Annotated in this window: 20 protein-coding genes and 1 tRNA gene; 12 read left to right on the top strand and 9 right to left on the bottom strand. The window is 69.3% G+C overall.

Annotation, left to right across the window (positions count from 1 at the left end):
* Positions 1 to 28: 28 nt before the first annotated feature.
* From JW792_RS16575 to JW792_RS16565, 3 genes are all read right to left on the bottom strand, one after another.
* Entirely contained in the window at positions 29 to 268 is a 240-nt protein-coding gene (locus JW792_RS16575; protein WP_135994701.1) for a hypothetical protein, read from the bottom strand.
* A gap of 148 nt (positions 269 to 416) precedes the next feature.
* Positions 417 to 1007 carry a DUF924 family protein gene (locus JW792_RS16570; RefSeq protein WP_135994702.1) on the bottom strand — a complete coding sequence of 197 codons (591 nt, stop codon included), beginning with the start codon at positions 1005 to 1007 and terminating at the stop codon, positions 417 to 419.
* Positions 1008 to 2819, bottom strand: a complete 1812-nt coding sequence (locus tag JW792_RS16565) for a long-chain-acyl-CoA synthetase (protein ID WP_135994703.1) — start codon at positions 2817 to 2819, stop codon at positions 1008 to 1010.
* Between the two features lie 274 nt (positions 2820 to 3093).
* On the opposite strand from JW792_RS16565, the gene JW792_RS16560 reads away from it, so the two are divergent.
* From JW792_RS16560 to cydC, 5 genes are all read left to right on the top strand, one after another.
* Positions 3094 to 3714: a helix-turn-helix domain-containing protein gene (locus tag JW792_RS16560; protein ID WP_135994704.1), complete on the top strand. Its 621-nt coding sequence runs from the start codon at positions 3094 to 3096 to the stop codon at positions 3712 to 3714.
* A gap of 185 nt (positions 3715 to 3899) precedes the next feature.
* A complete protein-coding gene (locus JW792_RS16555) occupies positions 3900 to 5246 on the top strand; it encodes a globin-coupled sensor protein (protein WP_135994705.1) in 1347 nt (448 codons plus the stop codon).
* Positions 5247 to 5487: 241 nt separating this feature from the next.
* Positions 5488 to 6153, top strand: coding sequence for a helix-turn-helix domain-containing protein (locus JW792_RS16550; RefSeq protein WP_135994706.1), 666 nt, complete (start codon positions 5488 to 5490; stop codon positions 6151 to 6153).
* 76 nt (positions 6154 to 6229) lie between these two features.
* Entirely contained in the window at positions 6230 to 7906 is a 1677-nt protein-coding gene (cydD, locus tag JW792_RS16545; RefSeq protein ID WP_135994707.1) for a thiol reductant ABC exporter subunit CydD, read from the top strand.
* Positions 7903 to 9627 (top strand): thiol reductant ABC exporter subunit CydC, encoded by a 1725-nt coding sequence (gene cydC, locus JW792_RS16540; RefSeq protein ID WP_135994708.1) that lies wholly within the window; start codon positions 7903 to 7905, stop codon positions 9625 to 9627. The genes cydD and cydC overlap by 4 nt, the downstream gene beginning before the upstream one ends.
* On the opposite strand, the gene JW792_RS16535 is transcribed toward cydC, so the two are convergent.
* Together JW792_RS16535 and JW792_RS16530 are read right to left on the bottom strand one after the other, a co-directional pair.
* Positions 9624 to 9797 (bottom strand): DUF1328 family protein, encoded by a 174-nt coding sequence (locus JW792_RS16535; protein WP_135994709.1) that lies wholly within the window; start codon positions 9795 to 9797, stop codon positions 9624 to 9626. The two genes, cydC and JW792_RS16535, sit on opposite strands and share 4 nt — an antisense overlap.
* Before the next feature lie 3 nt (positions 9798 to 9800).
* Positions 9801 to 10592, bottom strand: coding sequence for a response regulator (locus JW792_RS16530; RefSeq protein WP_135994710.1), 792 nt, complete (start codon positions 10590 to 10592; stop codon positions 9801 to 9803).
* A 164-nt stretch (positions 10593 to 10756) separates the two neighbouring features.
* Between JW792_RS16530 and JW792_RS16525 the strand changes: the two genes are divergently transcribed.
* Together JW792_RS16525 and JW792_RS16520 are read left to right on the top strand one after the other, a co-directional pair.
* Positions 10757 to 11020: a NepR family anti-sigma factor gene (locus tag JW792_RS16525; RefSeq protein WP_135994711.1), complete on the top strand. Its 264-nt coding sequence runs from the start codon at positions 10757 to 10759 to the stop codon at positions 11018 to 11020.
* Between the two features lie 179 nt (positions 11021 to 11199).
* Positions 11200 to 12924 carry a sensor histidine kinase gene (locus JW792_RS16520; RefSeq protein ID WP_135994712.1) on the top strand — a complete coding sequence of 575 codons (1725 nt, stop codon included), beginning with the start codon at positions 11200 to 11202 and terminating at the stop codon, positions 12922 to 12924.
* Between the two features lie 66 nt (positions 12925 to 12990).
* On the opposite strand, the gene JW792_RS16515 is transcribed toward JW792_RS16520, so the two are convergent.
* Positions 12991 to 13077, bottom strand: a tRNA-Leu gene (locus JW792_RS16515).
* Between the two features lie 83 nt (positions 13078 to 13160).
* Entirely contained in the window at positions 13161 to 13619 is a 459-nt protein-coding gene (locus tag JW792_RS16510; protein ID WP_158291525.1) for a MarR family winged helix-turn-helix transcriptional regulator, read from the bottom strand.
* A 43-nt stretch (positions 13620 to 13662) separates the two neighbouring features.
* Here JW792_RS16510 and JW792_RS16505 point away from each other — a divergent pair, with 43 nt between their 5' ends.
* The 5 genes from JW792_RS16505 to JW792_RS16485 all read left to right on the top strand — a co-directional run bounded on the left by JW792_RS16505 (position 13663) and on the right by JW792_RS16485 (position 16425).
* On the top strand, positions 13663 to 14145 hold the full coding sequence (locus JW792_RS16505) for a PaaI family thioesterase (protein WP_135994714.1): 483 nt from the start codon (positions 13663 to 13665) through the stop codon (positions 14143 to 14145).
* Positions 14142 to 14504 (top strand): DUF488 domain-containing protein, encoded by a 363-nt coding sequence (locus JW792_RS16500; protein WP_135994715.1) that lies wholly within the window; start codon positions 14142 to 14144, stop codon positions 14502 to 14504. Before JW792_RS16505 ends, JW792_RS16500 begins: the two co-directional genes overlap by 4 nt.
* A gap of 67 nt (positions 14505 to 14571) precedes the next feature.
* On the top strand, positions 14572 to 15243 hold the full coding sequence (locus tag JW792_RS16495; protein ID WP_135994716.1) for an exopolysaccharide biosynthesis protein: 672 nt from the start codon (positions 14572 to 14574) through the stop codon (positions 15241 to 15243).
* A 72-nt stretch (positions 15244 to 15315) separates the two neighbouring features.
* Positions 15316 to 15843, top strand: coding sequence for a disulfide bond formation protein B (locus JW792_RS16490; protein WP_135994717.1), 528 nt, complete (start codon positions 15316 to 15318; stop codon positions 15841 to 15843).
* 3 nt (positions 15844 to 15846) lie between these two features.
* Positions 15847 to 16425 (top strand): demethoxyubiquinone hydroxylase family protein, encoded by a 579-nt coding sequence (locus JW792_RS16485; RefSeq protein WP_135994718.1) that lies wholly within the window; start codon positions 15847 to 15849, stop codon positions 16423 to 16425.
* A gap of 147 nt (positions 16426 to 16572) precedes the next feature.
* On the opposite strand, the gene JW792_RS16480 is transcribed toward JW792_RS16485, so the two are convergent.
* Together JW792_RS16480 and JW792_RS16475 are read right to left on the bottom strand one after the other, a co-directional pair.
* A complete protein-coding gene (locus JW792_RS16480; protein WP_135994719.1) occupies positions 16573 to 17406 on the bottom strand; it encodes an HAD family hydrolase in 834 nt (277 codons plus the stop codon).
* Between the two features lie 192 nt (positions 17407 to 17598).
* Positions 17599 to 18165, bottom strand: coding sequence for an HNH endonuclease (locus JW792_RS16475; RefSeq protein WP_135995258.1), 567 nt, complete (start codon positions 18163 to 18165; stop codon positions 17599 to 17601).
* Between the last annotated feature and the right edge of the window lie 129 nt (positions 18166 to 18294).

Below are 18294 nucleotides of genomic sequence, written 5' to 3'. Positions count from 1 at the left end.
CGGCCCGCTCGCGCAAGTGATGTTTTCGCTAATGCAGCACGATCCGGCCGTCCGCCGCGATACGCCCGACGAGCGCGTCGGCGATCTCCGAGCGCAGCGCCTTCCAGGCCGCCGCGCTCTTCTCCTCGCCCTTCTCCTCCATCTCCTCGACGGCCATGTCGGCATAGCCCAGCGCGCGCGCGCCGTGACGTTCGACCAGGGTGAAGGCGATATGGCGCAGATCGGCCGGGGTGATGGCCTTGTCGGTCGAGGTTGCGGGCGTGAGCATGGCTCGGGCTCCAGGCAGGCAGGCAGGAAATGAAACGCGCCGCTGTCCCCGGCAAGGCGCGCGCCAGCGCAGTGCAAGACACAAGCTATTGAACTATAAGTACTTCGCGCGCCGCCTTCTGACCTGCCCACAGGGCAAATCCGGCGTCTCAGGACGATTTTGCCGGGCGTTTCGCGCCGGGTGCGTAGCCGCCCTCGGCGAGAAAGCGCGCCTCCTCCGGCGTCGAGGCCCGGCCAAGGATGGCGTTGCGGTGGGGAAAGCGGCCGAAACGGGCGATGACGTCGCGATGGGACCGGGCATGGCGGGCATAGCTCGTGTCCGCGCCCAGACGCTCCTCCGTCAGCGCGACGCAGGCGTCCTGGTCCTCGATGTCCTCGCTGTGCATGAAGGGCATGTACACGAAGGCCCGCCGGTCCTCGCCGAACACCCAGTCATAGCCGGCCTGCACGGCGATCCGCGCCAGCATCAGACCCTTCGCGTCGAGCGCGAAGGCCTTGGGCGTGCCGCGCCAGATATTCCTCGGGAACTGGTCGCAGGCCAGGATCAGGGCGAGCGCGCCCTCCGGGCCGGACAGCCAGGGATGGCTTTCGATCTCGCGCTCGCGCTCCAGCGTGAAGACGAAGGGCGCGAACAGCCGGCGCACCCGCGCATCGAAGGCCGGGTCGACGGTGAACCAGGCCGAGGCGGGCGTGCGCTCGAACCAGAACTCGATGATCTCGTCGGGTGCCACGCCGGTCATCTACACCCTCAGATCGCCGCGCTCGATCCTCGCGCGGAATTCCGGCGTCAGTTGCTTGTAGGCCCCGCTCTCCGGATCGTCGAAATAGAGCGGCTCGGCGACCTTGTCGGGGTCCCAGCCTTCCTTGACCAGATCGGTCTTCTTCATCTTGAACGTGCCCGTGGTGTGCGCGCTCGGATCCTCCTGGTGGATGCGCAGGAAGAGCGGGCGGGCATAGTGGGGCAGCTCGCGATGGACGAGCGCGTGCAGCCGGGCGAGGTCGAACGCCTCGTTGACCACCAGCGCGGCCATGCCGGCCTTGCCCGAATAGTCCGCGACCGGCACGCCGTAGATATTGGCCTGCACCACCCCCTCGTCCATGCCGAGCACCTCGGCGACCTCCGAGGTCGCGACGTTTTCCGACTTCCAGCGGAAGGTGTCCCCGACCCGGTCGACGAAATAGTAGTAGCCGAGCTTGTCGCGGCGCATGAGGTCGCCGGTCCTGAACCAGGTATCGCCCTCGGCGAAGACGTTGCGCAGCAGCTTCTTCTCGGTGGCTTCCCGGTCCTGGTAGCCGTCGAAGCGGTGGCGCGCGTCCTCGGGACGGATCTCACCGATCGCTTCGCCGACCTCGCCGGGCTCGCACGGGATGCAGCGCCCCTGCGCGTCGCGCACGGGTGCTTCCGCATCCATGTCGAACTTCACGAGTTCGACGTTGAACCGCTTCTTCAGATAGGGCGGGATGCGCCCGATCGCGCCTGGCGTGGAATCCAGGTTGACGAGGCCGACATTGCCCTCGGTCGCACCGTAGAACTCGACGATGCGCGGGATGCCCGTGCGCTTGACGAAGCGCGGCCAGACATCGGGGCGCAGACCGTTGCCGATGGCGGCACGGATCGTGTGCGTCTTCTCCAGCGGATGGGGATCGGCCGCGACGAGGAATCGGCACAGCTCCCCGACATACATGAACAGCGTCGCGCCGTGCTCCACCGCATCTTCCCAGAACCTGGTCGCGGAGAACTTGCGCCGCACGATCAGCGCCCCGCCGAAGGCGAGCGCGCAGCCCACCCCGCACAGCCCGCCCGTTGCGTGATAGAGCGGCAGGACCATCATCATGCGGTCCTTCGGGTTCGCCCGAACCAGCGTCGCGAAGACCTGCAGATAGTAGAGCGCACGCGTGTGGGCGACGATGGCCGCCTTGGGCAGGCCCGTCGTGCCGGAGGTGTACATCTTCATGCAGGCGTCCTTGGCCCGCAGGTGCGCACGATGCTCGCGCGAGGGGCGCGCGTCGGAAACCGACTGCAGCGCGGCATCGAAATCCTCTGCGCCGGCGATGCCGCGCGTGCCGCCGTCGCTGACCCAGGCGGTCATCTCGCATTCGAGTATGTCGCACGCCGTGGCGTAGGCCTCGGACAGCTCGCCCTCGACGATGACGTGCCGCGCTTCGGCGATGGTCAGGCCGTGAGCGAGCGCCTTGCCGGTGACCTGGTTGTTCAGAAGGGCCGTGACCACGCCGACCTTGGACAGGCCGTACCAGATCGCGATGTAGTCCCAGCGATTGCCCATGTAGAGCGCAACCGTGTCGCCGGACTTCAGCCCCTGCGCGAGCGCCCAGTTGGCGACACGGTTGGCGCGCGCGTCGAATGCGGCGTAGCTGACCGCTTCGCCTTCGCCGACGAAGGCCGGCCTGCGCCTGTGCCGGTCGACGCTGTCTTCCAGGAGATCCGCCGTGAGATAGTCGGAGTCCGGGGTAATGGATTTGAGCTTGCGCAGGAGCCGCGAGAGCTCCGTGACGTAGAACAACTCGCGTCTGATCGCCTGGAACAGGCCCATCTCCCCTCCTCCCAGTGTGATTTTCGCCCCCTGCGGGCCGTTAGCGCGAGACTACGGGGCCCGCATCACCGGTCAAGGCGCGATGCCTGCCGCGATCAGTCCGTCGCTCCGGCCGCTGCAAAAGCAGTGAACGCGCTCACCAAGAAAATGCGCACAACCGAGGATTATAGTGCAAGTCGCATAAGAAAATTCATTGGCGACCGGCTCGCTCGTACTAATTCCCCTCTTCGCGAATCTTCCCGCGCTGAGGGACTGGACGGAGCAAGCGACAGGAATGGCCGAGAACGACTGGGGATTGGAACTGCGCGCGTTTCGTCTGCGCAAGAAGATGAAACAGGAGGCCGTGGCCGCCCATCTCGGGGTGAGCCAGGCCTATATTTCCCGCCTCGAAGCCGGGGTGACCACGCCGACGCCGGAGATCGAGAGCCGCATCGCCCAATTGCTGCGCACGCGCGAGAATCGACCCCACTTCGATCACTGGCTGGCGACGGTTCGCTATTCGAACGGCCTGTCGGTGGTGCTGCGCTACGAGAACGGCGAGGCCTACGTGGTCGAGATCGCACGCGGTTACCGCCAGCTGGCGGCGCCGTTGTCGGCCCTCAAGCCCGGCGACCGACTCGGCGCGGTTCTCGGCGCGCGCTTCGAGCCGCACCTGCGCAAGATGGTCGATCTCGGCCTGTTCGACGGGCGGGTGCAGTGCATGGAGGGGCTGTGGGCCGTGCCCACGGCGCGAATGACCTATTACTTCCGCTCGGTCAACGTGCCGGTGCGCGACGATCTCGGTGCCTGGTACGTGCATTCGGCGAACGAGCCGGTTCCCAGCGACGCCTTCGCCGAACAGCTCAAGGCCGGGCACTATCCGGTCGTGATTCGGGAACGCGAACACGCGGGATGATGGCGGTCGGCCACGGCAGTTCAGCCGCGCCACGACAGATGTCGCGGAGCGGGATCATAATACTGCATAAGTAATAATAAATTATCCGGTCGACCCGCTGGTAATATTAATACTCGTTTACCATTCGACCCCCAGCCTCGGCGGCATCTTGTCGCAGGTCGCGACGGCGAAGCGGGGACTTTTCCATGTCGAACATCGATCTTTCCGAACGCCTTTCCTTCTACGGAATCGACGCCCAGAGCCGGGAAGCCTTCGGGGAAATCCGCGAGGCGGTAAAGGCCGAGCTGCCGCGTGCGCTCGACCGGTTCTACGCGCTCATCGTGAAGACGCCGGCCGTCAATCGCTTCTTCTCCAACGAGCAGCACCGGTCCGCAGCGAAGTCGCGCCAGAGCGACCACTGGACCAACATCCTGTCGGGCGAGTTCAACGAGAGCTATGCCCAGTCGGTGCGGCGAATCGGCGGCGTGCACGCCAAGATCGGGCTCGAGCCGCGCTACTATATCGGCGGCTACGCCCTCCTGGCGTCGGACCTGATGAAGGCGGCCGTCAATCACTGCGTCGCCAAGGGCGTGATGCGCTCTGCGCGCGGCAAGGCCGATGCGGCGATCGACGCGCTGGTACGGGCCATCTTCCTCGACATGGAACTGGCCATCTCGATCTATCTCGAGGAGAGCGAGGCCGCCGCGCGCCGCCAGCGCGAGGAATTCGCGGCGTCGCTGGAGGGCGGGGTCGGCGAGATCGTCAAGGCGCTCGCCGCGGCGACCAGCGCCCTGGACGGTGCGGCCAAGACCGTCAACGAGGCGGTCGACGACACCGTGACTCGCGCCGCGAGCGTCGCCTCGGGCGCCGAGGAAGCGACCGCCAACGTGAAGTCGGTCGCGACCGCCTCCAGCCAGATGGGAGCGGCCTCCCAGGAGATCGCGAGCCAGGCGGCGAGCCAGAGCGAGACCGCCAAGGGTGCTGTCGACAACGCCTCGAACGCGGCGCGCACCCTCTCCGAGCTCGACGCCGCGGCCAAGCAGATCGGCGGCGTGGTGAGCCTCATCAAGGACATTGCCGAGCAGACCAACCTGCTGGCGCTCAACGCCACGATCGAGAGCGCACGGGCCGGCGAGGCCGGCAAGGGCTTCGCGGTCGTCGCCCAGGAGGTCAAGACGCTCGCCAACCAGACCGCCAAGGCGACCGAGGAGATCGCCGCACAGGTCGGCGCCATGCAGGCGGCCACCGGCTCGGCGGTGGAGGCGATGGAGCTCATCCGCAACACGATCAACCAGATCAGCGAGGCGGCCGTCGCGATCAATGCCGCGGTCGAGGAGCAGTCCGTCGCAACCCAGGAGATCGCGCGCAACGCCGAGGAAGCCACCGCAGGCAACCAGAGCGCCGCGGAATCGGCCCAGGCCCTGGAAGCGCGGGCGCGCGAAACCGGCAGCGCCGCTGCCGACGTCAAGCGCGTCTCGGAGGACGTGCGCAACCGCACCGCCGACCTGGAAGCGCGCGTCGCCGAATTCCTCTCCCGCATGCGCGCCGCCTGATCACGCCACACCGGGCAGGCCTTCGGACGATCTTTCCGTCCCGTCCCTCTCGGCACCTGCCCCAACTTCGCGCCGGCGGGGCTCCCCGCAACCCTTGCCCCGCCGGCGCGTTTTTTCCCGTACCGACCCTGACCGCGAAGCGAACGCACTCACCGATTGCGTTGGGCTCTGGACTTCCGCATACAGATCGCGGACAAGAGCAGCTTCCTGATTTTTCACGGCTTTGGGCCACGGAGGGGACATGGATTGGGGCGTCGAACTGCGCAAGTTTCGCGCAGCCGTCGGGATGAAGCAGGACGTTGCCGCCTCGCATATCGGCGTGAGCCAGGCCTACGTCTCGCGGCTGGAATCGGGCGCCGCCCGCCCGTCCGCCGACCTCGCCGAGCGCATCCGCAAGCTGCTGGAGACGCCGCAGCACCGCCCCCATTTCGAGCACTGGGTCGCGACCGTGCTGCATTCGCCCCATCACATCATGCTGTCCTCGCTGGAGGAGGACGGCGTGCGCATGGTGGCGGTGAGCCCGGCCGTGCCGGCAAGCGGCGAACCCTTCGACCGCTACCGCCCCGGCCACAAGATCGGCGGCGAACTCGGCGAGGAGGCGAGCCTCGAGATCGCGCGCATGATCGAGCTCGGCGCCTTCACCGGCGACGTTTCCTGCCTGGAAGGCTACTGGTTCACGCCCGGCACGGACGGTCGGCGCTACTGGCGAACGGTGAACGTCCCGGTGCGCGACCAGATCGGCAACTGGTACCTTCATTCCACCACGGTGGAGAACAGCGAGCCGGCCCATCGCCAGCGCCTGGAGACCCAGGGCGATACGCTGATGGTCTGGCTGTTCAATCGCACCCGGCCGGTGCCGGCCCGCACGCTGCTCGACGACGCCTCGCCCTTCGCCGGGACGCGCTAGCCCCCTTTCCCTTTGGCGTCACATGAGGCAGGAGGTCACGGTTCGCCCCGCCCGATCCGTGCTAGACCCCGCCTCGATGACCGATTCCCCTTCCCCGGACAGCCCCGAACAGCCTGCCCGACGCCTCGGCACGTGGGAGCGGGCAGGCCTTGGCTGGATTCGTATCGGAGCCGGCCTCGGCATCGCGCAGTACGCGATCTTTGCCGGCTTCGCCTTCTGCGCTGCGAGCGCGCTCGCGGCGCTCGTGGAGGGCCGTCCCTTTGCCGGCTGGCTTGCAGCGGCGGCGGGACTCGCCCTCGTGCGGGCCCTCCTGCAGGCAGGCGAGACCCGCGCCGGCATCGAGGCATCCCTCCTCATCCGCGACCATGTGCGCCGGCAGGCCGCGCGCGCGCTGTGCGCACGCGGGCCGGCCTTCACCGAGCGCCACGAGACCGGTGCGATTTCGGCCGCCCTGATCGATGCGGTGGAAAAGCTCGAGGGCTATTTCGCGCGCTACCGCCCGCTCCTGCCGGTGCTGGCGGGAGGCCCGCTCGTCCTGGTGCTCGCCGCCGCGGCGGCGAGCCCGGTCGTGGCCGCCGGTCTGCTCCTGTCCGCTCCGGTCTTCATCGCGGTGACCGCGATCGTGGGCGCCGGAGCCGCGGAGGCGAGCCGGGATCAGCTGGCCACGCTGCGCCGGCTTGCGGGGCGCTTCAACGACCGGCTCCAGGCGCTGGAAACGCTCAACGCCTTCAACGCGGCCGGGCGCGAGGCGGCAGGACTCGCGCGGGCCGCCGACGAGCTGCGCCGGCGCACCATGAAGGTGCTGCGCATCGCCTTCCTGTCCTCCGCGGCGCTGGAGATCGTGTCCGCCTTCGCCATCGCCGCGACCGCGATCTATGCCGGCCTCACCCTGATGGACGTGATCGCGCTGGGGCCCGACCGCGACCTCGCCCTGCGCGGCGCGGTCTTCCTCCTGCTCCTCGCTCCGGAGTTCTACACGCCGATGCGCCGCTTCTCGGCGGCCTATCACGACCGCGCCGATGCCGAGGCTGCCGCCGAGGCGCTCGATCCGATCCTCGACGGTCCCGGGATGTCCGCCAGCCCCCCCGCAGCCGGTTTCGCCACCGCCCCGCAGATCCGGTTCGAGGCGGTCTCGAGCGTCTATCCGGACGGGCGCCGCGGCCTCGACACGCTGAGCTTTTGCGCTCCGGCCGGCCAGATCACCGGCCTGTGGGGGCCGTCCGGGGCGGGCAAGTCGACCGCGCTGAAGCTGCTGATGGGCTATGCGCCGGCGAGCGCGGGCCGCATCCTGGTCGACGGCGTTCCGGCAGACGGCCCGCTGCTCGGCCGCGCCGCCTGGATCGCCCAGCGCCCGCGCCTGTTCCACGGCACGCTGGCGGAGAACATCGCACTGTTCGACGAGACGCTGGGACAGGACCGGATCCTGGCGGCGGCCGAGGCGGCCGGCGTCCTGGATTTCGCCGCCAGCCTTCCCGACGGGCTCGACACCCGGCTCGGCGAGCGCGGCTACGCGCTGTCGGGCGGGCAGGCCCAGCGGGTCGCGCTGGCGCGCGCCCTGGCGGCGGACATGAAGCTCCTCCTGCTGGACGAGCCCACCGCCCATCTCGACGGCCTCAGCGAGGCCCGCTTCCTGGCCCGCCTCACCGAAGCGGCGCGCGGGCGCACGGTGCTGATCGCCACCCATAGCCCGGCCGTACGCGCGGCCTGCGACCACGTGGTCGAACTCGCGCCCGTGGCGGAGGGCGTGTCGTGAACGATCTGCGCTTCTTCCTCGCCCTCGCGCATCCCGACCGCTGGTGGCTTCGCCTCGGCGCGGCGCTCGCCGCGCTGACGCTGCTGGCCGGCATCGGGCTCATGTCGATATCGGGCTGGTTCGTCGCCGCCGCGGCGCTGTCCGGCTTCGGCGCAGCGATCGCGGCGACCCGCGGCGTGCGCGGCTTCGCCCTGCTGCGCCCGCTCTCGCGCTATGGCGAGCGCCTGGCGACGCACGAGGCGACCTTCCGCATACTCGCCCGGCTGCGCGTCTGGGTGTTCCGCACCGTGGCCCCGCTCGCGCCCGGCCGGCTGGCCGAACTGCGCGGCGGCGATCTCCTGGCCCGCGTCACCGGAGATGTCGATGCGCTGGACGGGCTCTATCTGCGCCTCGTCACGCCGGCGATCGCGGCGGCCTGCGGCGTGATCGCGGTGAGCGTGCTCCTGGCCTTCACCGCACCGCTCGCCCTTCCCGGCGTGCTCGCCCTGTTCCTGGCCTGTGCGATCGGGCTGCCGCTCCTCGCCGCGCGCGCCGGCCGGGAGGCGGGCACCCGCATCGCGGAGGCCGGCGCGCGCGCCCGCGCCGAGGCGGGCGATCTCGCCGCCGGGCTCCCCGAGCTGAAGGCCTACGGCGCGGATGCGCGCGTGCGCGCCCGGCTCGAGGCGGCTTGCGCGCAATGGAGCGAGAGCCGGCGGCACCTGTCGCGCCTCGCGCTGGCCAATGCTGCGGTACTGGGCCTTGCCGGCCCGCTCGCCCTCGTCACCGCGATCGCGCTCGCCGCGGCCGGCGGAGCCGGGCCCGCGCTGTCGGCCCTTGCCGGTTTCGCAGCCTTCGCCCTGTTCGAGGCCGCAGGCCCGCTGGTCCAGGCCGGAGAAGCGGCCGGACGCACCACCGCCGCGGCCCGCCGGCTTCGGGCGCTCGGCGAGATGGAGCCGGCCGTGTGCGCACCGCAGGATCCGTCCTCCCTGCCGGCGGGCTCCGGCCTGTCGCTGCGCGGGGTGCATTTCACCTATCCCGGCCGCTCGGCGCCGGCCCTGGCCGGGATCGATCTCGACCTGGACCGGGGCGCCCGGATCGCCGTCGTCGGCGCCTCCGGCTCCGGCAAGTCCTCGATCGTGCGCCTGCTGATGCGCTTCTACGCCCCCGACGCGGGCGCGATCGCTATGGACGGGGCGGATTATGAACGCCTCGACCCGGCCGCGATCCGCACCCGGCTCGCCCTCGTCGACCAGCGCGCGGAGCTTCTCTCGGCGAGCGTGCGCGACAATCTTCTGCTGGCCCGCCCGCAGGCGGGCGAGGCCGCGCTGTGGGCCGCGCTCGAGCGCGCGCGGGCGGACCGCTTCGTGCGGGCCCTGCCCGACGGGCTCGACACCTGGATCGGCGAACAGGGCGCGCTGGTCTCGGGCGGACAGGCCCGGCGCATCGCGCTCGCGCGCGCCTTCGTGAAGGACGCGCCGGTCCTGCTGCTGGACGAGCCCACCGAAGGACTGGACGCGGCGACCGAGGCCGAATTCGTCGCCGCGCTGGAGGACTGGCTCGGCGAGCGGGCGGACCGCTCGGTCCTGATCGTGACCCACCGGCCGGCCCTGCTGGCACCGGCGCGCGAGATCGTCGTGCTGGAGGAGGGCCGGATCGCGGAACGCGGGCCGGCCGGACGCCTGGCCGGTTCCGGCGGCGCCTTCGACCGGCTGTTTCCCGGCTTCGCGCCGTCAACCCGCTAGACCGGCGGACGCCCCCGCAGGGCCTTGAAAAGCGCGGAGACGACCGCGAGCACCAGCGCGATCACGAAGATCCACTGGGCGATCATCGCCGCCGTGCCGGCCAGGCCGAAAAAGCCGAACCACGCCGCCACCAGGGCGACGATCGCGAACAGGAGGGCGAGGCCGAACATCGCCTACTCGGCCGCGGCCTGGCGCCTCGCGTCACCGGCGAAGAACAGCGCCTGGCTGACCGTCGCGGCCACGGTTTCGGGCATGAAGGGCTTGGTGATGAGATAGGTCGGCTCCGGCTTCTTGCCGGTCAGCAGGCGCTCGGGATAGGCGGTGATGAAGATCACCGGCACGGTGCCGAGTTCCAGGATATCCTGAGCTGCATCGATCCCGGAGCTGTCGTCGGCGAGCTGGATGTCGGCCAGCACGAGCCTGGGGCTCTTCTCGCGGGCGAGCTTGACCGCCTCGTCGCGCGTGCGCGCGATGCCGACGACCTTGTGGCCCATCTTCTCGGCGATCGATTGCAGGTCGAGCGCGATGATCGGCTCGTCCTCGATGATCAGAACCTCGGTGGCAAGTCCGCCCTCGAGATGGGCCTGCGCCTTCTTCAGGAGCTTTCGGGCCTCGTCTTCGCCGATCCTGAGGATCGTGGCGGCCTGCTCGACGGTGAAGTTCTCCACTGCGGTCAGCAACAGCACGTGGCGCGCCTCGGACGGGATGTCGTCGAGCTTCTCCGATTTGCCGTTCAGGCGGTTGTCGCCGGTCAGTCGCGAGCCGGCATTCTTCCACGTCGCGTGGAACAGCTGGTAGAGCGCGACGTTAGGGGGAAGATCGCGGTCGAGCTCAGCCTCCCCCTCGATGGCCGCCTCGAGCGAGGCGCGCACATAGGCGTCGCCGCTTTCCTGCGAACCAGTGAGGATGCGGGCATAGCGCCTGAGATAGGGGATGTGAGGGCGGATGGCGGTGCTGAATGGCATGGTCGTCCCGGTATTACGATCAATCGGTATCGTCGCTAGCGAACGCGCGGCGGAGCCGGAGGTTCCGTTGACATGCAAATTTTCGGAACCAACATGGACATCGCCCGTTGAGGGGGGATCGAGACACAACGAACGGTCAGGATCAAGAACTCGACGAACAACCTATGACTCAGAACGGCAACGGTAAACACATCTTGCGCAGCGCGACACTGGACGAGGATTTGGAAGCGATCCAGAGGCGTCAGCGCGCGATTGGCCGTCGACTTCGCGGCCTCTTCGACGATATTGTCGCGGAGGGTGTACCCGACGAATTCGACGAGCTGCTCGAGCGGCTCGAGGAGAGCGAGGAACGCAAGCTGCAGCCTGTCGGCCGCGGCTCGGGCGAGGTACGCATCAGGTCCGAATCCAGGGGCAGGGATGCGTACTGAGAGCAGGGGCGAGGCGGTCCGGCTGCCCGTCCCGGGGTGAGGCAGGAGCGGCATCATCGCGCCGGCCGCGCTCGCGGACGCCACCTGCCGGTCAGCAAGGATTCATCCCCGGGATGCGGACATGAGCGCGCCGCCGCGAGGACGTCTCGCGGCACGCTGCGAGGGGGATCGGAGAACGGATGAGACTGCCCTTCCGGCGCAGCTTGCGGGTGCAGCTTGTCGCCATTCTGGCCATTGCGCTGACGCCGCTACTGGCGCTCTCGATCATCCAGGGGACGATCGAGTTCGAGGACGAGCGCCTGAAGCAGATCGACCGTCTCTACACCGCGAGCAGCCTCGCGACCGACGATCTGGAATCCGCGCTCGAGCGCGCGCTCGGCATCGGGGCGGCCATCGCAGGCCGCCCGTCCAGCTTCCTCACCGACGCCGAAGGCTGCGACCGCGCGCTCGCGCGCATCGCCGAGACCGACATCGTCGTCTCCAACATCGCCATCACCGACGCGACCGGCCGGGTGCGCTGCGCTGGGCTCGGCACGGATCTCGACTTCAGCGCCGGGGGCCTCGCCTGGTTCGAAGACATCCAGGCGCGGGGCGGTCCGCTCTTCACCCGGGTGCAGCCGGGCGACCTCTCGCGGCGCCCGATCATGCTGATCGCCCACCCGTTCGAGATCGCCGGCGAGTTCGCCGGCGCGGTGGCCATCGCCGTCGACGCGGCGGCGGCCCTGCGCCTCGTCGACGAGAACTATCTGCCCCCCGAGGCCACGCTCGCCTTCTTCAACCACGAAGGCGTGTTCACCCTGGGCGGCCAGCGCCTGCCCTTCGATACCCTGCCCGCGGAGCTTCTCGCCGAGGCCCTTGCCGCCGAGGACACGATCATCGTGCAGCAGCCGGAGGCCGCGCCCGGGCGCACCCTGACCTTCTCCCCCCTGGTCGAACGCCGCTTCGGCACCGTGCTTCTCACTCCCGGCCCGGCCTATTCGGCCTGGACCGGCTACGACCTCGCGGGCACCATCCTCATCCCCTTCCTGATGTGGACACTCGCCATCGTCTGCGTGTGGATCGCGATCGACCGCTTCGTCCTGCGCTGGCTGACCTACCTGCGGCGCATCGCGCGCCTGTACGGTTCGGGCCGGCTCGACATCGATCCGCGCCGCGCCGAGAAGGCGCCCGCCGAGGTCGAGGAACTCGCAACGACGCTCGCCAAGATGGCGGCCTCGCTCGAGGAGCAGCGCAGTGCGCTGGAGAGCGCGGTCGAGCAGCGCACCGCGCTGCTGCGCGAGATCCACCACCGGGTGAAGAACAATCTCCAGGTCATCGTCAGCCTGCTGAACCTGCAGGCCGGACGGTTGCCGGACGGGCCGGGGCGGCAGGCCCTGTTCGAGGCGCGACGGCGCATCAACGCGCTCGCCCTGGTTCACCGCAGCCTCTACGAGGCCGAGGACCTGCGCCAGGTCGAGATGCGCCCCTTCCTTCGAGAACTGCTGCATTATGTCTCCGACGCCTCCAAGGCGGCCGAACAGGCCGTCGCGGTGGAGGTGGAGAGCGAGGACATCGAGTTCGAACCCGACTATGCGGTGCCGCTTGCCCTGTTCGTGACCGAAGCGGCCAACAATGCCTTCAAGCACGCCTTCGAGGACCGCATGCGCGGGACCATCCGCGTCAGCCTCGCCAGGCTCGGCGCGGACCGCTACGAGATCGCGGTGGCCGACGACGGCTCGGGCCTGGCCGAGGGCGCCGGGGAAGGCACCGGCTCCACCCTGATGTCCGCCTTCGCCCAGCAGATGGGCGGCAACCTCGTCCGCGAGAGGACCGAGGCCGGCGGCACCCGCGTCGGCGTGCGCTTTTCCTATGCCGCGAGCGCTCGGGCCGGCACGGAGCGTGAAGAGAGCGCGGCGCAGCATTAGCGCTGGCGTGCGCGAAACTGCGATTCCGGGGCTTGCCTGGCCGAAGCTCGCGCAGCGAGCGTAGGCTGGTACGGGCGGTCGGACTCGAACCGACAAGGCCTTGCGGCCGGGGGATTTTGAGTCCCCTGCGTCTACCAGTTCCGCCACGCCCGCGTACCGGTGGAGGTTTTCTATCTCACGGCTTCGCGCGGCGCAAAAGGGGCGCTGTGCGGCACGGGCCCGGCCGAGCCGGCGAACTAGTCGGGACCAGGCGTCAGCCTGTCCAGAAGCATGTCGATCTCGGGCGTCTCCTGCTCCCAGTCCCGATGGGCCTCGCGCCAGAGCGGCAGGGCTTGTGCAAGCCAGCGCAGCCCCGTCTCGGTCAGCCAGGCGGCCCGCCGGCGCCGGTCGCGCTCGACCGTTGTGATCTCGAGAAGACCGGCGCGTTCGAGACCCGCGAGCGTGCGCGAGAGGGTGGAGGGATCGAGTCCGGCCTGCTGCGCGATCGCGCCGATCCGGTCGTCGCGTGCGCCGGCCACCAGCGCCATCAGCGTGAACTGCGCACTGGTGAGCCCGGACGGCGCGATGGCGGCGTCGAGCGAGCGCTCCCAAGCCCGCGCCAGCCGGCGCAGGCGCGCACCCGGGTCGGAGCGCACGGCGCGCGCCGCCTCGATCAGCCCGCCCGGCGCGGGAGCATCTTGCGAGTCATCGGTCATGGGTTTATGCATATACAATATATGTATATCCAAGGAAATGGACATGGCATCCGCGTCGTACCGGTACGGTCTGGCCGAGCCGAAGGAGGCCGCGGGCCTCACCGGGCTCGAATTTCTCCACGCGATCATCGAGGGCCGGCTGCCCCATCCGCCGATCTGCGAGATCCTGAACTTCCGCCTGACAGAGGCCGGCACTGGTCAGGCCGTGTTCACGGGCGAGACCGGTTCGGCCCTGCTCAACCCGATGGGCGGGGTCCACGGGGGATGGGCGATGACGCTGATCGACAGCGCGGCGGGCTGCGCCGGCCACACGCTCTTGCCGGCCGGCTCGGGCTATACCACAGTCGAGACCAAGGTGAACTTCACCGCCCCGATCGCCGCGGACGCGGGCGCGCTGCGCTGCGACGCCCGCGTCGTCGCCGCCGGCCGCCGCGTCATCACGGCCGAGGCCAGACTGAGCGATTCGCGTGGCCGGATCTGCGCGCACGGCAGCTCGACCCTTCTGATCCTGGAGCCCCGTCCATGACCCTCACCACCAAGCGCATCTACGACGAGGCCAGCGAGGAGGACGGAACGCGCGTGCTCGTCGACCGGCTCTGGCCGCGCGGCATCAAGAAGGAGGACGCCAGGATCGACTACTGGCTGAAGGAGCTCGCACCGAGCCACGATCTCAGGAAGCGCTATCACGGCAGCGGCGAGGATTTCGAGGACTTCGTCGAGGCCTACCGCGCCGAGCTCGACGAGCCGTCCGAGGAGGCCGAGGAAGCGCTGGAAACGCTGAAGGATCTCGCCCGGGACGGCGACGTCACCCTGCTCTACGCCGCCAAGGACCGGGAGAAGAACAACGCCGAGGCGCTGAAGCGCATCCTCGCGGAGCGTCTGTGACGGTGCGCCTTTACGCCCCCGCGGCGCATGCCTAGGGTCCCGCGCGAACCGGGCAGCGGGAGACTCGATGAGCGACTACCAGGATCCGATCGACGAGGACGTCCTGCCCCATGGCGGGCTCGTCGCGGCGCTGGAAGCGATCCATGCCGCCGCGCCGGAGGGCGGGCTCAGGCTGATCGACTTCATGGAGGGGCTCGGCGAGCGGGCCTTCGGCGTCGTCCTGTTCGCGCTCGCGATTCCGGTGTGCATTCCCTTCCTCTACGGCGTACCGCAGATCGTCGCCCTGCCGATGATGGCGCTCAGCCTCCAGATGGCGATCGGCCGGGCCGAGCCCTGGCTGCCGGCCCGCTTCAAGGCCCGCATGATCGCGAAGGCCGACCTCGCCCGCATGGCGAGGGGCGCGCGCAAATGGTTCGGCTGGCTCGAGGCCCTCGCCCGACCGCGCCTCGTCTGGCTCTCCGGTCCGCGCGCCGAACAGGCGGTCGGCGCGGTCTTCATCCTGTTCTGCGCCTCGATCCTCGTACCGCTGCCGCTGACCAATTCCACCCCCGGCATCGCCATCGCGATCGCCTCGCTGGGGCTGATCACGCGCGACGGGCTGCTGGTGCTGGCCGGCCTCGTGCTCGGCCTCGTGTGGATCGCGATCCTGACCGCCGGCTTCCTGATCCTGGGCGAGGCGTTCGCCGGCGTGCTGAAGGACTTCATCTACTCCCTGCTGGGCATGGAGCGCGGCGCCTGAGGCGTCACGAGCCCGTGACCTGCGGCAGGACGCCCCTCGCCAGCCCCGAGCGGGACGGCCTATAGTCCGGCCATGACCGCGACACGCATCATCGACCTCGTCCTGCACCCGGCCCGCTGGCCGCTCCTGGGCGCCCTCGCCTCCGGCGCCCTGCTCGCCGGCGCCTTCGCCTTCGAGCATCTCGGCGGCCTGCCGCCCTGCCCGCTGTGCATCACCCAGCGCTGGGCCCACGCCGCCGCGCTCGCCTTCGGGCTGGCGAGCTTCGCCGCCATCCAGATCAGCGGCGCGGTGCGGCGGGTCTCGCGCCTGCTGAGCTGGATCCTCGGCCTCCTCTTCCTCGTCAGCCTCTACTGGGGCGTCACCCATGCCGGGATCGAGTACGGGCTGTGGGCCGGGCCGGCGAGCTGCACCGCGTCGGGCGGCGGGGCGATCAGCCTTGCCGAGCTCAACGCGGCGCTGAGCGAGCGCACCAATGTGGTGCTCTGCGACGAGATCGCCTGGTCGCTGCTCGGCATCTCCATGGCCGGCTGGAACGCGATCATCTCCGCCGCGCTTGGCGCCATGTCCTTCGCCAGCGCCTTCCGCAATACGGAGCTCTAAGCCATGGCCGAGACCGGATTTACCCGCCGCCGCGTGAGGCGCCCAGGCACGGTGAACAATCCGCGCCGCGTGGAGGAGATGATCCGCGTCGACCATGCCGGCGAGTACGGCGCGGTGCAGATCTATCGCGGCCAGCTCGCCGTGTTCGGAAAGCTGCCGAAAAAGGCGCGCATCGCCGGCCAGCTGCGCCACATGGAAGCCGACGAGCAGCACCATCTCGACGCCTTCGACTCCCTGCTGATGGAACGCGGCGTGCGCCCCACCGTCCTCGCCCCGCTGACCAATCTCGCCGGCTACGCGCTCGGCGCGGCCACCGCCCTGATGGGAGAGAAGGCCGCCCACGCCTGCACCGAGGCGGTCGAGAGCGTGATCGAGGGTCATTACGCCGACCAGGTGGAGGAACTCACCGCGATGGGCGAGAGCGAGCTGGCCGCCACCTTCGACCGCTTCCGCGAGGAGGAAATCGCCCACAAGGACACCGCGGTCGAGGAAGGCGCGAAGGACGCGTTCGGCTATCCGCTGCTGTCCGGCCTGATCAAGGCGGGATGCCGCGTGGCGATCCGGGTGACGGAGAAGATGTGAACCCCCACTGTCATCCTCCGGCCGTGCGAAGCACAGACCGGGCGACCCAGGCGTGAACGTCGACGCCGGACCTCTCGTCACCGGAAAGACATGGGTGGCCCGGTCAAGCGGGGCCATGACAGGGGAGAGGGACGAAGAAAGGAAGCGCTACCCCTCCAGCGCCTTCAACTTCTCCACCGCCGCCATGCGGTCGATCGCCGCCTTCACGTAGCCGTCGAGCGCAGAGCCTTCGGTGTAGTCGGCGATGCGCGCGGCATGGACGCGGTTCTGGGCGATGAGGCCCTGTGCGGTCCGTTCGCCCTTCTCGTCGCCCGGCGCATAGACGGCGATGGAGACCCCGCCGCTCGCCTTGACCGTGCGCATGCAGGGCACGTCGGTCTCCCCGTCGCCGAGGAAGATCATGTTGCGGAAGGGGACCGGGCGCTCGTCCTCGGGCGTGTAGGCATTGACCGCACGGTCGTCTGAAAGATCGAGCGCCCACTTGTTGATGCGGAAGAGGAATTGCGTCTTCGTGGTGTAGTTCACCGCCAGCGCCGGCCAGACCGGCACCTGGTTGGCGTCGTACTTGAAATCGCAGGCGAAGACGTCCGTCACCTTGTCCCCGATCGCGGTGCCCAGGATCATCTCGCGCAGCCCCGAGGAGATGATGAAATGGGTGACCTCCAGCCCCCTCTCATCGCCATAGGCGCGGATGCGGCCGAACCAGTCCTCCACCCCGGGAAAGAAGCTCACGCTCTCCCCGTGGCGGCGGATATCGGCGCGGGTGAAAGGCTTGTCCGCGTTCTCGGCCGCGCGGACCATGTGGTGCATGTAGATCAGCGTGCGGTCCGCACCGAGCCTGGCCGCCTCCTCGTTCGAGCGCTGCCAGAAGGTCTCCTTGTCCTCGCCGATCTCGGGAATGAAGGAATGCTCCTGCATGGAGCCGGGCGAGAGCGTGCCGTCGAAATCGTAGGCAAGCGCGATGGTGGGGCGTCGGGGCATGGGGCAGTCGTTCATCAAGCGGTGATCCTTGGGTCCCCCGCTCCCCCCTTGATGGGAAAGCTGTCCCAACTCGAAGAGCCGGGACAGAGGGGGTGACGAGCGCAGGTTCCCGGCAGTGCGAGCTGGAGCCACCCCCTCGTCTGGTGCTGCGCGCCTGCCCCCTCCCCCATCAAGGGGCAGGAGGGAGCTGTCTCAAGCCTCCAGCTCGACATCCCAGTAGAGATAATCCAGCCAGCTCTCGTGCAGGTATTTCGGCGGGAAGCGGCGCCCGGTCGCCTGCAGCTGGTGCATGCTCGGGCGCTCGGCGGGCTTCAGCAGCGGCATGCCGGCCTCGCGCGGCAGCTTGCCACCCTTCTTCAGGTTGCACGGAGCGCAGGCCGCGACGATGTTCTCCCAGCTCGTCTGTCCGCCGCGCGAGCGCGGCACGACGTGATCGAAGGTGAGCATGTCGAGCTTGTTCGTGCCGCAATACTGGCATGTGAAGCCGTCGCGCAGGAAGACGTTGAACCGGGTGAAGGCCGGCGGGCGGTCCTGGCTGACATAGTCGCGCAGCGCCACGACCGAGGGCGCCTTCATCTCGAAGCTCGGCGAGCGGATGGCCCGGTCGTATTCGGACACGATGTCGACGCGTTCCAGGAAGACCGCCTTGATCGCTTCCTGCCAGGGCCAGGTCGACAGGGGGTAGTAGGAAAGCGGCTGGTAGTCCGCGTTCAGCACGAGGCAGCGCAGGTCCTGCGGGGCGATCCGGGAGACGTTCATCGTCATCACCGCCTCCCCCGCCAGGGCGAGACCGCCGCCGCGCCCCGCTGCGGGGCGCTGGCCTGGTCCCGGTATGCAAGCACCGTCGTGAAGACGCGCCTCCTTCGGTCAAAGCCCTGACTCGCAAAA

It is taken from the genome of Marinicauda algicola (assembly GCF_017161425.1).
Lineage (GTDB): Bacteria > Pseudomonadota > Alphaproteobacteria > Caulobacterales > Maricaulaceae > Marinicauda > Marinicauda algicola.
The sequence above is the reverse complement of the archived record's forward strand: the minus strand, read 5'-3'. Positions and strand labels throughout refer to the sequence as shown.

What these genes read in the sequence shown, in the direction of transcription:
- JW792_RS16575 (WP_135994701.1), bottom strand. Translation starts at nt 268, where the DNA reads ATGCTCACGCCCGCAACCTCGACCGACAAGGCCATCACCCCGGCCGAT.
- JW792_RS16570 (WP_135994702.1), bottom strand. Translation starts at nt 1,007, where the DNA reads ATGACCGGCGTGGCACCCGACGAGATCATCGAGTTCTGGTTCGAGCGC.
- JW792_RS16565 (WP_135994703.1), bottom strand. Translation starts at nt 2,819, where the DNA reads ATGGGCCTGTTCCAGGCGATCAGACGCGAGTTGTTCTACGTCACGGAG.
- JW792_RS16560 (WP_135994704.1), top strand. Translation starts at nt 3,094, where the DNA reads ATGGCCGAGAACGACTGGGGATTGGAACTGCGCGCGTTTCGTCTGCGC.
- JW792_RS16555 (WP_135994705.1), top strand. Translation starts at nt 3,900, where the DNA reads ATGTCGAACATCGATCTTTCCGAACGCCTTTCCTTCTACGGAATCGAC.
- JW792_RS16550 (WP_135994706.1), top strand. Translation starts at nt 5,488, where the DNA reads ATGGATTGGGGCGTCGAACTGCGCAAGTTTCGCGCAGCCGTCGGGATG.
- cydD (WP_135994707.1), top strand. Translation starts at nt 6,230, where the DNA reads ATGACCGATTCCCCTTCCCCGGACAGCCCCGAACAGCCTGCCCGACGC.
- JW792_RS16535 (WP_135994709.1), bottom strand. Translation starts at nt 9,797, where the DNA reads ATGTTCGGCCTCGCCCTCCTGTTCGCGATCGTCGCCCTGGTGGCGGCG.
- JW792_RS16530 (WP_135994710.1), bottom strand. Translation starts at nt 10,592, where the DNA reads ATGCCATTCAGCACCGCCATCCGCCCTCACATCCCCTATCTCAGGCGC.
- JW792_RS16525 (WP_135994711.1), top strand. Translation starts at nt 10,757, where the DNA reads ATGACTCAGAACGGCAACGGTAAACACATCTTGCGCAGCGCGACACTG.
- JW792_RS16520 (WP_135994712.1), top strand. Translation starts at nt 11,200, where the DNA reads ATGAGACTGCCCTTCCGGCGCAGCTTGCGGGTGCAGCTTGTCGCCATT.
- JW792_RS16510 (WP_158291525.1), bottom strand. Translation starts at nt 13,619, where the DNA reads ATGACCGATGACTCGCAAGATGCTCCCGCGCCGGGCGGGCTGATCGAG.
- JW792_RS16505 (WP_135994714.1), top strand. Translation starts at nt 13,663, where the DNA reads ATGGCATCCGCGTCGTACCGGTACGGTCTGGCCGAGCCGAAGGAGGCC.
- JW792_RS16500 (WP_135994715.1), top strand. Translation starts at nt 14,142, where the DNA reads ATGACCCTCACCACCAAGCGCATCTACGACGAGGCCAGCGAGGAGGAC.
- JW792_RS16495 (WP_135994716.1), top strand. Translation starts at nt 14,572, where the DNA reads ATGAGCGACTACCAGGATCCGATCGACGAGGACGTCCTGCCCCATGGC.
- JW792_RS16490 (WP_135994717.1), top strand. Translation starts at nt 15,316, where the DNA reads ATGACCGCGACACGCATCATCGACCTCGTCCTGCACCCGGCCCGCTGG.
- JW792_RS16485 (WP_135994718.1), top strand. Translation starts at nt 15,847, where the DNA reads ATGGCCGAGACCGGATTTACCCGCCGCCGCGTGAGGCGCCCAGGCACG.
- JW792_RS16480 (WP_135994719.1), bottom strand. Translation starts at nt 17,406, where the DNA reads ATGCCCCGACGCCCCACCATCGCGCTTGCCTACGATTTCGACGGCACG.
- JW792_RS16475 (WP_135995258.1), bottom strand. Translation starts at nt 18,165, where the DNA reads ATGAACGTCTCCCGGATCGCCCCGCAGGACCTGCGCTGCCTCGTGCTG.